This window comes from Streptomyces sp. NPDC091416 (genome assembly GCF_044756845.1).
GTDB lineage: Bacteria > Actinomycetota > Actinomycetes > Streptomycetales > Streptomycetaceae > Streptomyces.
In genome coordinates this window covers 245,991-262,683 of record NZ_JBIVTU010000008.1, presented here as the reverse complement: position 1 = coordinate 262,683, position 16,693 = coordinate 245,991, and the positions used below count along the sequence as shown (strand labels likewise).

Annotated in this window: 14 protein-coding genes; 6 read left to right on the top strand and 8 right to left on the bottom strand. The window is 72.2% G+C overall.

What is annotated here, in order from left to right; translation table 11 throughout:
- Window positions 1-74 precede the first annotated feature (74 nt).
- Together ACIQMX_RS24455 and ACIQMX_RS24450 are read left to right on the top strand one after the other, a co-directional pair.
- A complete protein-coding gene (locus ACIQMX_RS24455; protein WP_402481064.1) occupies window positions 75-1,505 on the top strand; it encodes an MFS transporter in 1,431 nt (476 codons plus the stop codon).
- A gap of 47 nt (window positions 1,506-1,552) precedes the next feature.
- On the top strand, window positions 1,553-2,800 hold the full coding sequence (locus ACIQMX_RS24450) for an amidohydrolase family protein (RefSeq protein WP_402481061.1): 1,248 nt from the start codon (window positions 1,553-1,555) through the stop codon (window positions 2,798-2,800).
- On the opposite strand, the gene ACIQMX_RS24445 is transcribed toward ACIQMX_RS24450, so the two are convergent.
- Both ACIQMX_RS24445 and ACIQMX_RS24440 read right to left on the bottom strand, forming a co-directional pair.
- Window positions 2,770-3,336 (bottom strand): GNAT family N-acetyltransferase, encoded by a 567-nt coding sequence (locus tag ACIQMX_RS24445; protein ID WP_402481059.1) that lies wholly within the window; start codon window positions 3,334-3,336, stop codon window positions 2,770-2,772. The two genes, ACIQMX_RS24450 and ACIQMX_RS24445, sit on opposite strands and share 31 nt — an antisense overlap.
- 13 nt (window positions 3,337-3,349) lie before the next feature.
- A complete protein-coding gene (locus ACIQMX_RS24440; RefSeq protein ID WP_402481056.1) occupies window positions 3,350-3,919 on the bottom strand; it encodes a helix-turn-helix domain-containing protein in 570 nt (189 codons plus the stop codon).
- 266 nt (window positions 3,920-4,185) lie between these two features.
- Here ACIQMX_RS24440 and ACIQMX_RS24435 point away from each other — a divergent pair, with 266 nt between their 5' ends.
- Window positions 4,186-4,524: a hypothetical protein gene (locus ACIQMX_RS24435; protein ID WP_363078655.1), complete on the top strand. Its 339-nt coding sequence runs from the start codon at window positions 4,186-4,188 to the stop codon at window positions 4,522-4,524.
- A gap of 33 nt (window positions 4,525-4,557) precedes the next feature.
- Here the strand turns inward: ACIQMX_RS24435 and ACIQMX_RS24430 are convergent, their stop codons facing one another.
- The 3 genes from ACIQMX_RS24430 to ACIQMX_RS24420 form a co-directional block, all read right to left on the bottom strand.
- Complete coding sequence (locus ACIQMX_RS24430; protein WP_402481053.1) at window positions 4,558-5,931, bottom strand: chloride channel protein; 1,374 nt, start codon at window positions 5,929-5,931, stop codon at window positions 4,558-4,560.
- A gap of 131 nt (window positions 5,932-6,062) precedes the next feature.
- A complete protein-coding gene (locus tag ACIQMX_RS24425; RefSeq protein ID WP_363078641.1) occupies window positions 6,063-7,832 on the bottom strand; it encodes a cation:proton antiporter in 1,770 nt (589 codons plus the stop codon).
- A gap of 211 nt (window positions 7,833-8,043) precedes the next feature.
- On the bottom strand, window positions 8,044-8,733 hold the full coding sequence (locus ACIQMX_RS24420) for a hypothetical protein (protein WP_402481050.1): 690 nt from the start codon (window positions 8,731-8,733) through the stop codon (window positions 8,044-8,046).
- 130 nt (window positions 8,734-8,863) lie between these two features.
- On the opposite strand from ACIQMX_RS24420, the gene ACIQMX_RS24415 reads away from it, so the two are divergent.
- The gene (locus tag ACIQMX_RS24415; protein WP_363078645.1) at window positions 8,864-9,088 is read left to right on the top strand and encodes a DUF6011 domain-containing protein; all 225 of its coding nucleotides are present in this window, start codon (window positions 8,864-8,866) and stop codon (window positions 9,086-9,088) included.
- A gap of 33 nt (window positions 9,089-9,121) precedes the next feature.
- On the opposite strand, the gene ACIQMX_RS24410 is transcribed toward ACIQMX_RS24415, so the two are convergent.
- A complete protein-coding gene (locus ACIQMX_RS24410) occupies window positions 9,122-10,003 on the bottom strand; it encodes an acyl-CoA thioesterase II (protein WP_363078647.1) in 882 nt (293 codons plus the stop codon).
- A gap of 46 nt (window positions 10,004-10,049) precedes the next feature.
- Window positions 10,050-12,563, bottom strand: a complete 2,514-nt coding sequence (locus ACIQMX_RS24405) for a DUF3516 domain-containing protein (RefSeq protein WP_363078649.1) — start codon at window positions 12,561-12,563, stop codon at window positions 10,050-10,052.
- A gap of 170 nt (window positions 12,564-12,733) precedes the next feature.
- Here ACIQMX_RS24405 and ACIQMX_RS24400 point away from each other — a divergent pair, with 170 nt between their 5' ends.
- The gene (locus ACIQMX_RS24400) at window positions 12,734-13,525 is read left to right on the top strand and encodes a metal-dependent hydrolase (protein ID WP_363078651.1); all 792 of its coding nucleotides are present in this window, start codon (window positions 12,734-12,736) and stop codon (window positions 13,523-13,525) included.
- A gap of 22 nt (window positions 13,526-13,547) precedes the next feature.
- On the opposite strand, the gene ACIQMX_RS24395 is transcribed toward ACIQMX_RS24400, so the two are convergent.
- A complete protein-coding gene (locus ACIQMX_RS24395; RefSeq protein WP_402481047.1) occupies window positions 13,548-14,543 on the bottom strand; it encodes an Lrp/AsnC family transcriptional regulator in 996 nt (331 codons plus the stop codon).
- Window positions 14,544-14,815: 272 nt separating this feature from the next.
- Between ACIQMX_RS24395 and ACIQMX_RS24390 the strand changes: the two genes are divergently transcribed.
- A complete protein-coding gene (locus tag ACIQMX_RS24390; RefSeq protein WP_402481044.1) occupies window positions 14,816-16,471 on the top strand; it encodes an MFS transporter in 1,656 nt (551 codons plus the stop codon).
- Window positions 16,472-16,693: the final 222 nt, after the last annotated feature.

The following is a 16,693-nucleotide window of genomic DNA, read 5'->3' as shown; positions in this document are numbered from 1 at the left end:
GCGCCACCCGAAGTCCCCTGTCCCGCCACCCTCTGCCGCGCCCGTGCGCGCGGCCGTGCCCAAGTGGAGAACCCATGTCGCGTATCCAGCCCACCACGGGCACCGGCGCGCCCGGCCTCGGCGCCTCCCGCGTCGCCGCGGTCGTCGGATTCCTGGTCTTCGTCGAACTGACCAGCGGCATCATCCAGGGGATGATGCCGACCCTGCTGCCCGAACTCGGCACCGTCCTCGACGTCGGTGCGGGCGACCTCAACTGGGTCAACGCGGCCCAACTGCTCGCCGCCGCCGTCTCGGTGCCGCTGTTCGGCCGGCTCGGCGACATGTACGGCCACCGACGGCTCCTGCGCATCGCCGTCCTCTGCCTCGCCGTCGGCTCCGTCCTCGTCGCCTGGGCGCCCTCCTTCGAGGTGCTGCTGGCCGGCCGGGTGCTGCAGGGGCCGCTCGCCGCGCTCCTGCCCCTGGAGATCGGACTGGTCCGCGACCGGCTCGACGCCTCCGGCGCCCGCAGCGCCATCGCCCTGCTCGTCGGCGCGCTGACCTTCGGCGCCAGCGCCGGCATGGTCGTCGCCGGACTGCTCCGGGAGGCCATCTCTTCCGTGCACGGTGTCCTGTGGATCCCGGCCGCGGCCACCGTCCTGTGCGCCGGAGTCGTCTTCTTCCTGGTGCCCGAATCCAGGACCCGGGCCCGGGGCCGGGTCGACTGGGCCGGGGCCGGACTCCTCAGCATCGGACTCGCCACACTGCTGCTCGGCATCTCCCAGGGGCCCAAGTGGGGCTGGACCGACGCGGCCACCCTCGGCCTGTTCACCGTCGCCGCGCTCACCCTCGCCGCCTGGGTCCTGGTCGAACTCCGCGTCGCCGAGCCGATCGTCGACATCCGCCTCACCGTGCGGCGCACCCTGCTCCCCGTCTACGCGGCGAGCTTCCTGCTCGGCACCGCTCTCTTCGGCGCCCAGACCGCGCTGGTGCTGTTCGTCTCCTCACCCGCCGACAAGGTCGGCTACGGATTCGGGTACGACGCCCTCGGGATCGCCTGGCTGATGCTGCCCTCCGGCGTCATGGCGTTCGTCGCCTCGCTCCTCGCCTCCCGCCTGTTCGGGCTCATCGGCGGACGCGGCACCCTCGGACTCAGCGGCGGTCTCATGGCGATCGGCTACCTGTTCCTGATCGCGGCCCACGACGAGCCCTGGCAGTTCGTCGTCGTCAACGTCATCGTCGGCACGGGCGTCGGACTCGCCCTCAGCGCGATGCCCGTCCTGATCGTCGACTCCAGCCCGCACGAACGCACCGCCATCGCCACCGGCATCTACAACACCGCCAAGACCGTGGGCGGTTCCGTCGCGGGCGCCGTCTTCGCGGCCATCCTCACCGCCCTCACCTTCCAGGGCACCGAGATACCGACGATCGACGCCTACACCACGGTGTGGTGGTGCTGCGCCACGGTCTCGGTCCTCGTCGCCGCCGCGGCCGCGGTCGTGGCCCGCCCCGCGAAGTCCGCCGACTGAACCCCGGCCCAGCCCCCTTGAACCCCCTCCACGGAAGGAACCGCGCCATGCCCGCCCCCACCACCTCCGTACTCCTGCACAACGGCCTGCTCATCGACGGCACCGGGGGCGACCCGGTCCACGACGGAGCGGTCCTCATCGAGGACGGGCGCGTCCGCTGGGCGGGCCGGACCGGGGACAGCCCCACGACAACGGCCGCGACCCGGCGGATCGACATACGCGGAGACGCGATTCTCCCGGGGTTCATCGACTGCCACGTCCACATGGCCGCGCCCGGGACGGCGATGAGCCACGCCGAGATCGCCGCCCTGCCGCACAGCCTGCTCACCCTCCTGGCCGGCCCCCGGATGAAGCTGACCCTCGAAGCCGGGGTCACCACCGCACGGGACCTCGGCGGTGCGGACGCCGGACACCGGCGGGCCGTCGAAACCGGCCTGCTCGTCGGCCCCCGGCTCCAGGTCGCCGTGTCCATGCTCAGCCCGACCGGCGGGCACGGCGACTTCCGGCCCGGCAACGACCACCGTCCCCACGAGAACGCCATGGGCCGGCTGGCCGACGGACCCGCCGAATGCCGCCGGGCGGTCCGCGAGGTGCTGCGCCAGGGCGCCGACTGCGTCAAGATCGCGGCGACCGGCGGCGTGTGGAGCCCGACCGACCAGCCCGACGACGACGGGTTCCTGGAGGACGAGATCCGTACGATCACGGAGATCGCCGCCGGGCACCGGGGCAAGAAGGTGGCCGCCCACGCCCAGGGCCGGGGCGGGATCCTCAACGCGGTGCGGGGCGGCGTCGCCAGCGTCGAGCACGGCTACGAGATCGACGACGAGGCCATCGGCCTGATGCTGGAGCGGGGCACCTTCCTCGTGCCGACGCTGACCACCGCCCGGACCGACCCGGACCCCGGGAAGGCGGCGCCCTGGGCGTACGCGAAGAAGAAGCACTGGCAGGACGTGGCCGGCCGGCACATCCCGCGCGCCATCGAGCGGGGGGTGCGGATCGCGATGGGCACCGACTGCGGCATCGCCGAGCACGGCACCAACCTGCGCGAGCTCGGCCATCTCGTGGACTGCGGCATGACTCCCATGGGCGCGTTGCGGGCCGGAACCGCCGAGGCGGCCGAACTCCTCGGTCTCGCCGCCGAGATCGGCACTCTGGAGCCGGGCAAACGCGCCGACGTCGTGATCGCCCGCGGCAACCCGCTCGACGACATCCGGGCTCTCGGCGACCCGGAGAACATCCTGCTGGTCATGAAGGACGGCGTCGCCTACAAGGACGTCGGGGGGCTCACCGCCTGAACGGACCCGGCGCCGTCCCGGCCGACCGCCTTGTAGTAGAAGGTGGTCGGCTTCAGGACACCGGCCGGGTCGGCGGCGTAGTCGGGAACGGAACCGCACTCCGTCCAGCCGGCCGAGCGGTACAGCCGCTCGGCCGGACTGCCGCTCTCCGTGTCCAGAACCATCAGCGTCACGCCGTCCTCCGCCGCCGAGCGCTCCACCGCACCCAGCAGCCGCCTGCCGAGGCCCTGGCCCCGTGCCGACGGACGGACCATCAGCTTGGCGACCTCCGCGCGATGACGGGCGTTGGGCAGCGCCGCGCGGACCAGGCCGATGGTGCCCGCGATCCGCTCACCGTCCCGGGCGATCCATACCCGGTGCTGCCCCGCGTCCACGGCACCGGCACGCTCCCGCCACCAGGACGCGGCGGCCTGCCGGTCGAGCGGGGCGAGGAAGCCCACGGACGATCCGCCGTCGACCGTCTCCACGAGGAGGGCGGCCAGCTCATCGGCGTACGTGACCAGTTCGGGTCCGGACACCGGAACGATCTCGGTCATGCGGCAGGTCCTTTCACGGTGCGACGATCATCAGTGCGTACCGGACCCGCTCCGGGCCCGGACAGTGGAAACGCGAGGGGCCGCGCAGCCGGAACCGGAGACAGTCGCCCGGGCCGACCGTGTGCGCGGTGGCGTCGACGGTGACCTCCAGCGTCCCCTCCAGGACCCAGATGTGCTGCTCCAGTCCGGGCACCGGAGGATTCTCGTACGCGATCACGGCACCCGGGTCCAGCAGGCCCTCGATCACCTCCGCGCGCAGTCCCGCGTGCGGGGGCGAGACCGACCGGCGGACGAAGCCCGTCGACTCGTCCCGCCACACCGCCTGCCGCCCGGCGGGCACCAGCTGCGGCGGCTGGGCCTCCACCTCCATCAGCAACCGCGACATGGTCCGCTCGTGGACGCTGCACAGCCGGCCGAGCTGGGCGGCCGTCGGGCTCAGCTCGCCGCGTTCGAGCCGCGAAAGGGTCGAGCGGCTCAGCCCGCTGCGCCGGGCCAGCTCGTCCAGCGACCAGCCCCGTTCCATCCGCAGCTCGCCCAGGCGCACCGCGAGCCCGGCCTCCACGGCTCCGGCCTCGTTTCTCATGATGGAGATGCTATCTCCATCTGGAGAGAATGGGGGAGCCGCCCCGCGACAGCGCCGGGTTTCCCCGCGCTGCCGGACGCGCGCCGCCGTGCCAGGCTTGTCCTTGGGGACGCCCGGCCGGGGCGCTTCGGTCCTGCCGGGTGGTTCCGCTACCCGAGGAGGCCGACATGGCCAGTACCAGCAAGCAGCCAGGGACGGCGCGGAGCGCCGACACGGAGCCCTCCCACCCGCTCCGCACCGGCTGGACCGCTTTCGCCGCCATCCTGATGATCTTCGGTGGCGCCATGGCGATCTTCCAGGGGATCGCCGCCATCGCCAAGGACGACGTCTTCGTCGCCACCCGCAACTACGTGTTCCAGTTCAACCTGACCGGCTGGGGCTGGATCCACCTCGTTCTCGGCATCGTCATCGTTCTCGCCGGCTGCGCCCTGTTCACCGGGGCCGCCTGGGCCCGTGCCGTCGGTGTCGTCCTCGCCGGACTCGGCGCACTCGCCAACTTCATCTGGCTGCCGTACTACCCGCTGTGGTCGATCGTGCTCATCGCGCTGGACATCTTCATCATCTGGGCGCTCTGCGCGGGGTGGGGAGAACGCGAGCGGGTCTGACAAGAGGACATGTCGCGGCCGCCGGCGATGTCGCTACGACGCGGGCGGCTGCGTGGTGAACGCCGCAGGCGGCGGCGTGATCCTGAGCGTGACGACGTAGGAGACGACCACCGAGACGATCACGAGCGGCATGACCGTGAGTCCCTCGGACCCCAGGAGCAGCGTGGCCAGCAGCACCGACGTCATCGGGAGCTTCAGCATCGCCACGCACATCGCCCCGATCCCCATGGCGAACCCGGAGGTCGGGTTCAGCCCCGGGAGATGGGAGAGCGCGAGGCCTCCCGCCGCACCGGCGAACATGGCCGGGAAGACGGGACCACCCCGGAACGCGCTCAAGGACGCGCAGTAGGCAAGCGACTTGCAGACGATGAGGACCACGAGGGTGGCCGCCGAGTACGTCGCGGCGTCGGCCAGCAGCGGATCCAGCGCGTGCTCGCCCGAGTACAGCACCTGCGACGCGGAATTCCCGCTGATCTCGGCGTACACGAGTGCCAGCACGCCGACGGCGAGGCCCATCACCGTGGTGGCCACCACCCTCCGGCGCTCGACCCGCGGCTGAAGGAACAGCGCCAGCCGGCGGATCCCCGAGCCCACCAGTGCGGCCCCCAGCCCGAGGGCGACGGCCCAGCCGAACTCGGCGACGGTGGGTCCATCGGCCGGCGGAACCTTGTGCAGCGCCAGTGAGTACGTCCCCAGCCCCGTCCACGAGCCGAGACCCGTGAAGATCAGCGAACCGATCCCGGCCGCCAGGAGCCCGGGGACGAGCGCCACGCCCAGCATCATCCCGGCCAGCCCCGAAGCCTCCATCAGCAGGAACGCGCCGAGCAGCGGCGAACCCAGCAGGGCGCTGACGGCGGCGAAGCTGCCCGCGGCCCCCACCAGCGCGCTCGCCCCCGGATCGATGTCCGGCTTGATCAGCCGCACCGCGTACACGGCCACGCCCCCGCCCAGCGCGATCAGCGGTGCCTCCGGGCCCAGCACCGCGCCCAGACCGAGGGAGGCGATGGCGGCGAGAGCGATGCCGGGCAGCTGCGCGGCCGGCGGCGGGCCGGTGCTCACCAGCCCTTCGGCCGGCTTGTGCCCGCCGTCTCCCGGGAGGTACCGGATGGCCAGCCCCGTCAGCAGCCCCGCCACGCCGATCAGCGGAACCGGCCACCACGAGGGCGTCCCGTCGAAACCGAGGGCCTCGGGCAGGTCGTCGTACGTCAGCGACTGCAGTTCGGAGACGAGAGCGAGGAAGCCGAAGGCCCCCGCCGAGACCGGGACTCCCAGCACCGCCACGATCAGCAGCAGGACCGCGTAGCCGCGCGTGCGGATCAGGGCGGCGGGATCGGGGTGCGGGGCGGCGGGGGCTCCGGTGGGATCGGGCTGCCGGGCGGCGGACGCTCCGGCGGGTTCGGCCGACATGCTCGTTGTCTCCTCGGCTCGGGAATCCTCGTGCCGCCCCGTCCTGAAGGAAATCCGGGGGCGGCAGCGCGGTGGGGTCGATCGGGGTTCGGGTCACCCTGTCCGGCCGGTGGCCGGCCGTGCCACGGCGATCAGCCGGTGAGCACGCCGGTGGGCGGGCTCAGGAGGATGACGGTGTCGCCTGCGCCCGCAGGCGGCGTCAGGGTGTCGGTGACCGGGTCGAGCCGCTTGTCCGGACTCACCACGAACAGCAGCACATGACGGTCGGGGAGCGCGCTGCCGGCCGGTCGCGCCACCACGCGGGCACCTGCCTCGTACCGGCGGGCGAGCTCGGGTCCGGTGAGACCGCCACCGAACAGCGACTCACCGCCCGTGTACGGCGCGACCACCCCGTGGCTCGCCGAGGGAGAGGCGAGCCGGTGGACCGGACCGTCGACGCTCTCGCGCAGGGTCGTCGAGGCCAGGGCGTTGAAGTCGTTCTCGTCCGTGAGCAGCAGCACTCCGGTGATCCCTTCGAGCTCCGCGCCGGCGCCGGTCGCCGCGGCGAGCAGTTCACCGGGGGCCAGCTTCAGCCCGGCCTCCACGATCCGCTTCCGCTCGCCCTCCGCGCCGGCCCACATCAGGACGTCCAGCCCCGCCGTACGCAGGGCACACGCCAGGTCGACCGCCCACGGCGCGCCGCCGACGAGCAGCGGCCGGGACCGGGCCGGACGCAGCACCCCGAGCCGCCGGGCGACCGGGAACGCCGTCAGGCCGTACAGCATCACGGTGGCGACGATCACGACGAAGGTGGCGGGCAGGATGCGTTCGGCGCCCGTGACGTCCTTGTCGATCAGATCGGCCGAGAACGTGGACGCCGTGGCCGCGGCGACGATGCCGCGCGGGGCCATCCAGCCGATGAACCACCGTTCGCCGCGCGGCACATCGGTACGCAGCGTCGCCAGGTGCGCCACCAGCGGCCGGGTCACCAGGACGAGGAGGGCGACCAGCGCGAGCGACGGCAGCACCACGTGCCGCAGCGACGACGGGGTGACCGTGGCCGAGATGGAGACGAACAGCAGACCGATGATCAGTGAGACGAGCGTGTCGAAGAAGGGCCGCCGCGCGGGGAGGTCCAGACCCGGGAGATTGGCCATGGCCATCCCCATCACGACGGCGGAGATCAGGCCCGTGTCGTCGCGCAGCGCGTCACACGCCGTTGCCATGCCGATCACGGCGGCGAGCTGTACCGAGGTGGCCAGCTCCTCACTGAGCCGCACCCGCCGGAGCAGCAGCCACAGCACACCGGCGCCGATCGCCCCACCGGCGACGCCCACCGCCGCACTGGCCGCGAACTCGCCCACCTGGCGCCCGAACCCCGGCCGCTCGCCCACGAGAACCGCGTGGAAGACGAGCGCCCCCAGGATGCCGCCCACCGGATCGATCAGCGAGCCCTCCCAGATGAGGATGCGCTGCAACCGCTCCGTGGGCCTGACGAAGGCCAGCAACGGCCCGACAACGGTCGGCCCGGAGACGACCAGAATCGAGGCGAGCATCACCGCCGCCCCCATGGACATGTCCAGGACCGGTACGGCGAACAACGCGGCCGACACCACGGTGAGCACCGTCCCGAGCAGGAGCAGCCGGCGCACGACCCTGCGTGTGTGGTTCTTGAGCCATTTGAGGTCCAGGCCGAGCCCGGCGTCGTACAGGATCACCGCCACCGCCAGGGACACCAGCGGGGAGAAGGCGGCCCCCAGGAGCCGTTCGGGGTCGACGGAGTCGATGAGTGCCCCGGCGGTGAAGCCGACCGGCAGCAGGACGAGCAGCGCCGGGACACGCAGCCGGTTCGCCAGCAGCTGCGAGGCGACTGCGAGCACCACGATCAGTCCCAGACCCATGAGCACCTGATCGGCCGTCATAACCGCGCCTCCTCGGACGACATCCCTCCGGTGCCCGGGGCTGCGGTCGCGGCCCGCGGAACACCGCCCGCGACCACCTTCCGCGGCGGGGGCGAGGCAGCGCGGTCAGGCGCGCGCCCGCAGCGGGCCGGGGACCGCGGTATCCGTCCAATGGCCTAACGGTGCGAGGGAGGAAGCGCGAGGACCGGCCGGTCCGGCCGGCCGCGGGCCGTCACTTCTTCTTGTCGTCCCACGGCGTGCCGATCCAGCTGTCGAACGAACGGACCACCGCGGCGAGCGCGGCCGCCAGCCGCTGGTCGACCCACGGGGCGTGCACGACGACCCGGTCGTCGGACCGGTATTCCAGAGGGGCTTCCCGGCCGGCCCGCCAGATGATGCGCCGCGGGCCTCGCGGCACGTCGCCGCCGCCGCCGAAGAGGCTCGCCACGCCGATGAGCACCCACAGAGGGAACAGCGGCCACCACACGGACCACCAGAAGATCCGGCCCTTGAACCCGACGGCCTCCGGGCAGCCCGCCTGGGCGACGGTCCAGCGCGTGCGCAGCCCCTTGCCGGACAGCGCCTTCTCCCGTACGAACGTGCCGAGGAGCTCACCCTGCCCGCCCCACACCTGATACTCCGAGACGCCGTTGCCCGCCGACGTGGTGACGAGCGTGGCCAGCCGGGTACGGCGCTCCGGCTCGGCCCACAGCACGAAGGAACGGGCACCGTCCTTCCGCGCCGCGAGATACGCCGGTATGCCACCCGGCGGCAGCTCGCGCTCCAGGTACGCGACCACGTCGGACCGGCCCGGGGACGAGCCGACGACGGCGTGGCCGAAGCCTTCGGCCACGCCCGGACGGACCACGCCGCCTGCTTTCGGGTTCGTGGGAAGGGCCAATACGTGCAGGGCGTTGGTCACGGGCGACTCCTCCATTGTGCGCGACCGGAAGTCGAAGGGTAGACGGGTTCCGGGAAGGCGTGACGCGGGGAGCCCCCACAACCCGGGCAGCGCGAAGCCCGAAGCCCCCGGCCCCTGGGATGATCGACGCATGGAGCCCCCGGAACCCGCCCCCGACGCCGAACCGCTGCCCGGCACCGCCGCGGCCACCGGCCGCCGTCCGGTCCGCTGCCGCATGTGCGGGCGTCCGCTCACCGGCACGGCCTCGCGCCGCACCGGCCTCGGCCCCTCCTGCGATGCCAAACTGCACCCGGCTCCGCCGGACATCCGCACCCGCCGGCACGACGTCGAACAGGACCCGCTGCCGGGTACCTGAGCCGTACGAGCGGGCACGCGCCCCCGGCGGCCGTCAGGACCGCTGCTCGCCCAGCCGCCGGAACAGTCCCTCCTGCACCACCGACACCAGCAGATTGCCCTCGCGGTCGTAGATCCTGCCGCGCGCCAGTCCCCGCCCGCCGGTCGCCACGGGCGACTCCTGGTCGTACAGGAACCACTCGTCGGCCCGGAACGGCCGGTGGAACCACATCGCGTGGTCCAGCGACGCCATGTCGAAGCCGCGCGGCCCCCACAGCGGCTCCACCGGGATGCGCACCGCGTCCAGCAGCGTCATGTCGCTCGCGTACGTCAGCGCACAGGTGTGCACCAGCTGGTCGTCGCCGAGCGGGCCGACCGCACGCATCCACACCGCGCTGCGCGGGTCCGCGTCCCTGATCTCCTCCTGCGTCCAGCGCAGCCGGTCGACGTAGCGGATGTCGAACGGCTGACGGCGCGCCATCCGTTCCAGCGCCTCCGGCAGTCCGCCCAGGTGCTCACGCACCTCGTCGGCGACCGTCGGCAGCTCGTCGGGACCGGGCACGACACGGGCCGGCGGCAACTGGTGCTCGAAGCCCGCCTCCTCCGGGCGGTGGAACGACGCCGTCAGATTGAAGATCGTCCGGCCCTGCTGCACGGCCGTCACCCGGCGGGTCGTGAACGACCGGCCGTCCCTGACGCGCTCGACCTCGTAGACGATCGGCACCCCGGGACGGCCCGGCCGCAGGAAGTAGGCGTGCAGCGAATGCACCGGCCGGTCCCCGTCCGTGGTGCGGCCCGCCGCCACCAGCGCCTGCCCCGCCACCTGACCGCCGAAGACCCGCTGCAGGGACTCCTCGGGACTGCGGCCGCGGAAGATGTTGACCTCGATCCGCTCCAGGTCGAGCAGGTCGACCAGGCGCTCGGCGGGGTTCGTCATGCGGTTCTTCTCCACTCTCGCAGCGGCGCCACCGGTACGGGCGCGCTCACAACTGGCCCACGGAGGTCACCCGGACGACCGCCCGGCCCTCCTCGTCCGACGCGGCCAGGTCGACCTCGGCGCTGATGCCCCAGTCATGGTCGCCGTTCGGGTCGGCGAACGTCTGCCGGACGCGCCACAGACCGTGCTCGGCATCCTCGTCGATCTTCAGCAGCTTCGGCCCGCGGGCATCGGGACCGGTGCCCAGCTCCTCGTACTCGTCCCAGTACGCGTCCATCGCCTCGCCCCACGCGTCCTCGTCCCAGCCCGCGTCCCCGTCCAGCTCGCCCAGATCGCGGACCCGGTCCAGCGCGGCCAGCTCGACCCGGCGGAACATCGCGTTGCGCACCAGCACCCGGAAGGCGCGCGCGTTGGCCGTGACCGGCTTGACCTCGTCGGCCCGGTCCTGCGCCTGCTCCGCCGTCTCCACCTCGGGGTTGGCGAGCTGCTCCCACTCGTCGAGGAGACTGGAGTCGACCTGACGGACCATCTCGCCGAGCCAGGCGATGAGGTCTTCCAGGTCCTCGGACTTGATGTCGTCCGGGATGGTGTGCTCCAGCGCCTTGTACGCGCTCGCGAGATACCGCAGCACGATGCCCTCGGTGCGGGCCAGCTCATAGTTCGACGTGAACTCCGTGAACGTCATGGCGCGTTCGTACATGTCGCGGATCACCGACTTCGGCGACACCGGATGGTCGCTCACCCACGGGTGGCTCTGGCGGTAGACGTCGTACGCGTGCCACAGCAGTTCGCTCAGCGGCTTCGGGTACGTGACCTCCTGGAGGAGTTCCATCCGCTCCTCGTACTCGATGCCGTCGGCCTTCATCTGCCCGACCGCCTCACCGCGCGCCTTGTTCTGCTGTGCGGCGAGGATCTGGCGCGGGTCGTCGAGCGTCGACTCCACCACGGAGACCATGTCCAGCGCGTACGACGGCGAGTCGGCGTCCAGCAGCTCGAACGCGGCGAGCGCGAACGTGGACAGCGGCTGGTTCAGCGCGAAGTCCTGCTGCAGATCGACGGTGAGCCGCACGATGCGGCCCTCCGCGTCGGGCTTGTCCAGCCGCTCCACCACGCCGCCGTCCAGCAGCGACCGGTAGATCGCGATCGCCCGGCGGATGTGGCGCAGCTGCGCCCTGCGCGGCTCGTGATTGTCCTCCAGGAGGTGGCGCATGGCGTCGAATGCGTTGCCGGGACGTGCGATCACCGAGAGGAGCATGGTGTGCGTGACCCGGAAACGGGAGGTCAGCGGCTCGGGATCGGACTGGATCAGCTTGTCGAAGGTGGTCTCCGACCAGGCGACGAAGCCCTCGGGCGCCTTCTTGCGGACGACCTTGCGCTTCTTCTTCGGGTCGTCGCCGGCCTTCTTGACCGCCTTCTCGTTCTCCACGACGTGCTCGGGGGCCTGCGCGACGACGAAGCCCGCCGTGTCGAACCCGGCCCGGCCCGCCCGGCCCGCGATCTGGTGGAACTCACGGGCCCGCAGGGTCCGCACCCGGGTGCCGTCGTACTTGGTGAGGGCGGTGAACAGCACCGTGCGGATGGGCACGTTGACGCCGACGCCGAGCGTGTCCGTCCCGCAGATGACCTTCAGGAGCCCCGCCTGGGCGAGCTTCTCGACCAGCCGCCGGTACTTCGGCAGCATGCCCGCGTGATGCACCCCGATGCCGTGGCGTACGTAACGGGAGAGGTTCTGGCCGAACTTGGTGGTGAAGCGGAAGTTGCCGATGAGATCGGCGATCTTCTCCTTCTCCTCCTTGGTGCACATGTTGATGCTCATCAGCGACTGCGCCCGCTCGACGGCCGCGGCCTGCGTGAAGTGCACGATGTAGACCGGCGACTGCCGGGTGTCCAGCAGCTCGGTGATCGTCTCGGTGATCGGCGTCAGCCGGTACTCGTAGCTGAGCGGGACCGGCCGGGTCGCCGAGCGCACCACGGAGGTCGGGCGGCCGGTGCGGCGGGTCAGGTCCTCCTCGAACATCCGGACGTCGCCGAGCGTGGCCGACATCAGGACGAACTGGGCCTGCGGCAGCTCCAGGATCGGAATCTGCCACGCCCAGCCGCGGTCCTGCTCCGCGTAGAAGTGGAACTCGTCCATCACGACCTGGCCGATGTCCGCGTACTTTCCGTCACGCAGCGCGATGGACGCCAGCACTTCCGCGGTGCAGCAGATCACCGGTGCGTCGGCGTTGACCGAGGCGTCGCCGGTGAGCATGCCGACGTTCTCCGTGCCGAACAGCTTGCACAGGTCGAAGAACTTCTCCGAGACCAGGGCCTTGATCGGAGCGGTGTAGAAGGTGACCTTGTCCTGGGCCAGCGCGGTGAAGTGCGCACCGGCCGCGACCAGGCTCTTTCCGGACCCGGTGGGTGTGGAAAGGATCACGTTGGCCCCGGAGACCACCTCGATCAGCGCCTCCTCCTGAGCGGGATAGAGGGTGATCCCCTGCGTCTCGGTCCATGACGAGAAAGCCTCGAAGAGGGCGTCGGGGTCGTCGGTCGGGGGCAGCTGATCGATAAGGGTCACGCCCCCATCTTGCCTGTCTTCCACCCCGATGAGGGAACCGGACGACGGTACGAAGATCACGGACGATACGCTGCCCACTCAACTCGGCCGCACCACAACGATGATGGCCGGAACATGCGCACAGGCGATGCCTGTCGCACCTCACGACACCTACGGGGGCGGAAACAGCCATGATGGGACCGGCACACTCTCTGTCAGGGGCAGCGGCCTGGCTGGGGGTGGGCGCGGCGGCGGCGGCCGCGGGCCACGCCATGCCGTGGCCCGTCCTGGTCGTCGGCGCGCTGATCACCGCCGGCGCGGCGCTCGCCCCGGACCTCGACCACAAGTCGGCGACCATCTCGCGCGCCTTCGGCCCCATCTCCCGCGGCCTCTGCGAGATCGTCGACAAGCTCTCGCACGCCGTCTACAAGGCCACGAAGATGCGGGGCGACTCGAACCGCAACGGCGGCCACCGGACGCTCACCCACACCTGGCTGTGGGCGGTCCTGATAGGAGCGGGCGCCTCGGCGGCGGCGATCACCGGCGGCCGGTGGGCGGTGCTGGCGATTCTCTTCGTCCACCTGGTGCTCGCCGTCGAAGGACTGCTCTGGCGGGCCGCCCGGGTCTCCAGCGACGTCCTGGTGTGGCTGCTCGGCGCGACCAGCGCCTGGATCCTCGCCGGCGTCCTGGACAAGCCGGGCAACGGCTCCGACTGGCTCTTCGACGCCCCCGGCCAGGAGTACCTCTGGCTCGGCCTGCCCATCGTGCTCGGCGCCCTCGTCCATGACATCGGCGACGCGCTGACGGTCTCCGGCTGCCCGATCCTGTGGCCGATCCCGGTCGGCCGCAAGCGCTGGTACCCGATCGGCCCGCCGAAGGCCATGCGGTTCAGGGCCGGCAGCTGGGTGGAGCTGAAGGTGCTGATGCCGGCGTTCATGGTGCTCGGGGGAGTGGGCGGGGCCGCCGCCATGAACTTCATCTGACGGCCGGCGGCCCGTCCCGCGCCTACGCGGGCGCGGGAGGGACCAGACGGCCGTGCGAGATCAGGGAAGCGGCCTGCTTGAGGCGGCGCACCCGGATGCTGACCCCATAGGCGTCGACGCCGGGGACGGCCGCCAGGCGCGTGGTCAGATAGCGGTAGAACTCCTCCGCGTCGCGGCAGATGACAATGGCCATCACGTTGTGGTCGCCACTGGTCGCGGCGGCGAACGCGACCTCTTCGTGACGGGCGATCTCGTTTCCGGCGCTCTCCAGACGCGCGGGTGCCACGCGCAGCCAGAGGGTGGCGTTGAGGTGGTAGCCGAGGTGCTCCGGCAGCAGGTCGATGTCGTACGAGAGGGTGCCGGACGTCTCCAGGGACTCCAGCCGGCGGGCGACGCGGCCCTTGGACCAGCCGGTTGCTCCGGCCAGCTGTGTGTGCGAGGTACGGCCGTCCTCGGCGAGGGCGTCGAGCAGCGGGCCGTCCTGTGCGGTGAGAGGGAGGAGCGGGCCGTCCGGGACGGGGGACGGGCTGCCGGCCAGCAGCCGTTCCTGCCCGGCGGTGAGGTGTCCGCCGTAGCCGGTCCAGCCGGCCGTGCGGGGGTCGCCGAACGGATGGATGAGCAGATCGATGCTCACGTCGAGGACGGCCGTGGACCGGGGAAGCTGCCGGAGCAGCATGTCCTGGCGCGGGGCGTGGAGCGGTGAGCGGATGACGCAGATGATCTCCGAACCGCCCGAGGCGATGCCCACGTAAGCGATGTCGGGCCGTCGGGCCAGAGTGTCGGCGAGCGGAGCGACCCGGTCGGGGCGGCAGCGGATGCGGGCGACCCACTGCGCCTCACCGTGCACGGCCGGATCGACCAGGCCCACGACCCGCATCACACCCGCCCGGCGCAGGGCCTGATAGCGGCGCGCCGCCGTCTGCTCCGACACCCCGACCACCTCGCCGACGAGCCGGAACGGGGCGCGCGGTGCGCGACGGAGCGTACGGAGGATTCTCAGGTCCACGTCGTCGATCACGGGGGAAGTGTGGCATGACGACGGCTGTCCATGGAGGTTTGTCGTCGCCGGCCCGGCCTGCTTCGTTGGTTCTGCCGCCAGTCGCCGATGCTGGGGTCCGGATCTTTCCGGAGCGGGGGCCTGGCGCTTCCCGGCCCTGGCGCCCGTAGCGGGCGCGGACGGCGCGGTCAGGGTGAACGGCCGCCCCACGCGAGCCGGCGCCCCGGCTGCCCGCCGGACAGGACCCCCTCGGACATCAACCGCGGCGCTCCGCGTCGCAGAGGAGTACTTCCTTGAACGTCACACCCGCGGCGAGCAGCCGGCCCGACCGGCGGACGGCCACGCTCGTCATGGCCTGCCTGGGCGTCTTCGTCGCCTACTTGCCGGTGACCACCGTCGCCGTGAGCCTGCCGGCCATCCAGGCGGCACTCGACGCGTCGACGGCCCAACTGTCCTGGGTCCAGGACGCGTTCGTGCTGCCCATGGCCGCGTTCATTCTGACCGCCGGTGTGGTCGGCGACGTCCACGGGCGCAAGAAGGTCTTCCAGGCAGGTCTGTTGTTCTCCGCCGCCGGTGCCGCCGTCGCGCTGTCGGCGCCGTCGATCGAGGTGCTCTGGGCCGGCCAGGCACTCGCCGGACTCGGTGCCGCCGCGCTCCTTCCCACGACCCTGGCCCTGATCAGCCATGCGGTGCCCGACCACCGGGAGCGCGGCCGGTTCATCGGCCTGTGGGCCACCTCGCTGCTGATGGCGCTGGCCGTCGGCCCGCTGATCGCGGGACTGGTCCTGGAGCACGCCGACTGGCGGTGGATCTATCTCCTGGTCATTCCCGTCTCACTCGTCGCGGCGGTCTTCGCCGCCCGACTGCTGACCGACTCGCGCGCCCCGCACGGGCGACGGCTCGACTGGCCGGGCCAGATCACCGCCGCGGTGGCGATCACGGCGCTGGTGTACGGCGTGATCGAGGGCGGTGCCGGTTCCTTCACCGACGCGACCGTCCTGGTGGCGCTGTTCATCGCCGTGGCCGGCGTGGTGCTCTTCGTCATGGCCGAGCGGCGCAGCGAAAGCCCGATGCTGGACCTGGCCCTGTTCCGCAGCCCGGCGTTCACGGCCACCACCCTGGTCGCGATGATCACGTTCCTGGGCCTCATCGGCTTCTTCTTCCTGCTGAGCCTCTACTTCGGCCTGGTGCAACAGCTCGACACCCTCCAGGCAGCCTGGCGCCTGCTCGTGGTCACGGGCGCCTCCATCGTCGTCGGCGGCCCCGTCTCCCGCCTCATGCACCGGGTTCCCGCCCGCGCCCTGATCACTGCCGGGCTCCTCGTCGTCACCGGCGCGCTGCTCTCGATGACCACCCTCGACGCGGACACGTCCTTCGCTTCCCTCGCGTGGCGGCTGGCCCTGCTGGGCATCGGGATGGGCGGCATCCTGACGCCCATGACGGCCACCGCCGTCGCCTCCGTTCCCCAGCACCTGGCAGGCATGGCCGCAGCCGGCAACAACGCCTTCCGTCAGATCGGCGGCGCACTGGGCCCGGCCGTCCTGGGCGCGCTCCTCACCTCCCGCGCCCTGGACACCTTCCCCGCCCGTCTCGCGGACGCGGGGATCTCCGGAGCCGACCGGCAGCACATGGCGGAGACCGCCCGGGAGGGAGGCCTCGGCGCGGTCGCCGGGATGGACCTGGGCGCGCACACCGGCCAGGCCCTGGGCGCGGTGGGCGACGCCTTCCTCGACGGACTCCGGCTGTGCCTGATCGTGGCCGCGGCACTCACGCTGCTCGCCGCGCTGGTGTCCGCGGTCCTGCTGCGACCGCGCACGTCATCCGCCGCCACGGTGACGGTCTCATCGCGGCCCGTGCCCGGCAGCGCCGCCAGGGACGCGGCAACGCCCGCAGGCGGCGGCGACCCGGCTGACGGCGACGCGTTCGTCCGGAACGGCACCCCCGGCTGACGGCGACGCCTTCGTCCGGGACGGCACCCCCGGCTGACGGCGACGCGTTCGTCCGGGACGGCACCCCCGGCTGACGGCGACCACCACATCACGGATCCGGAACGGCACCCGGCGGGGGGGGGGGGACCCGGGCCCCCCCCCCCGGGGGCGGGGACCCCGCCCCGGGGCCCCCGGGCCCGCCCCCCCCCCCCCCCCCGCCCCCCCCGCCCCCCCCCCCCCCGC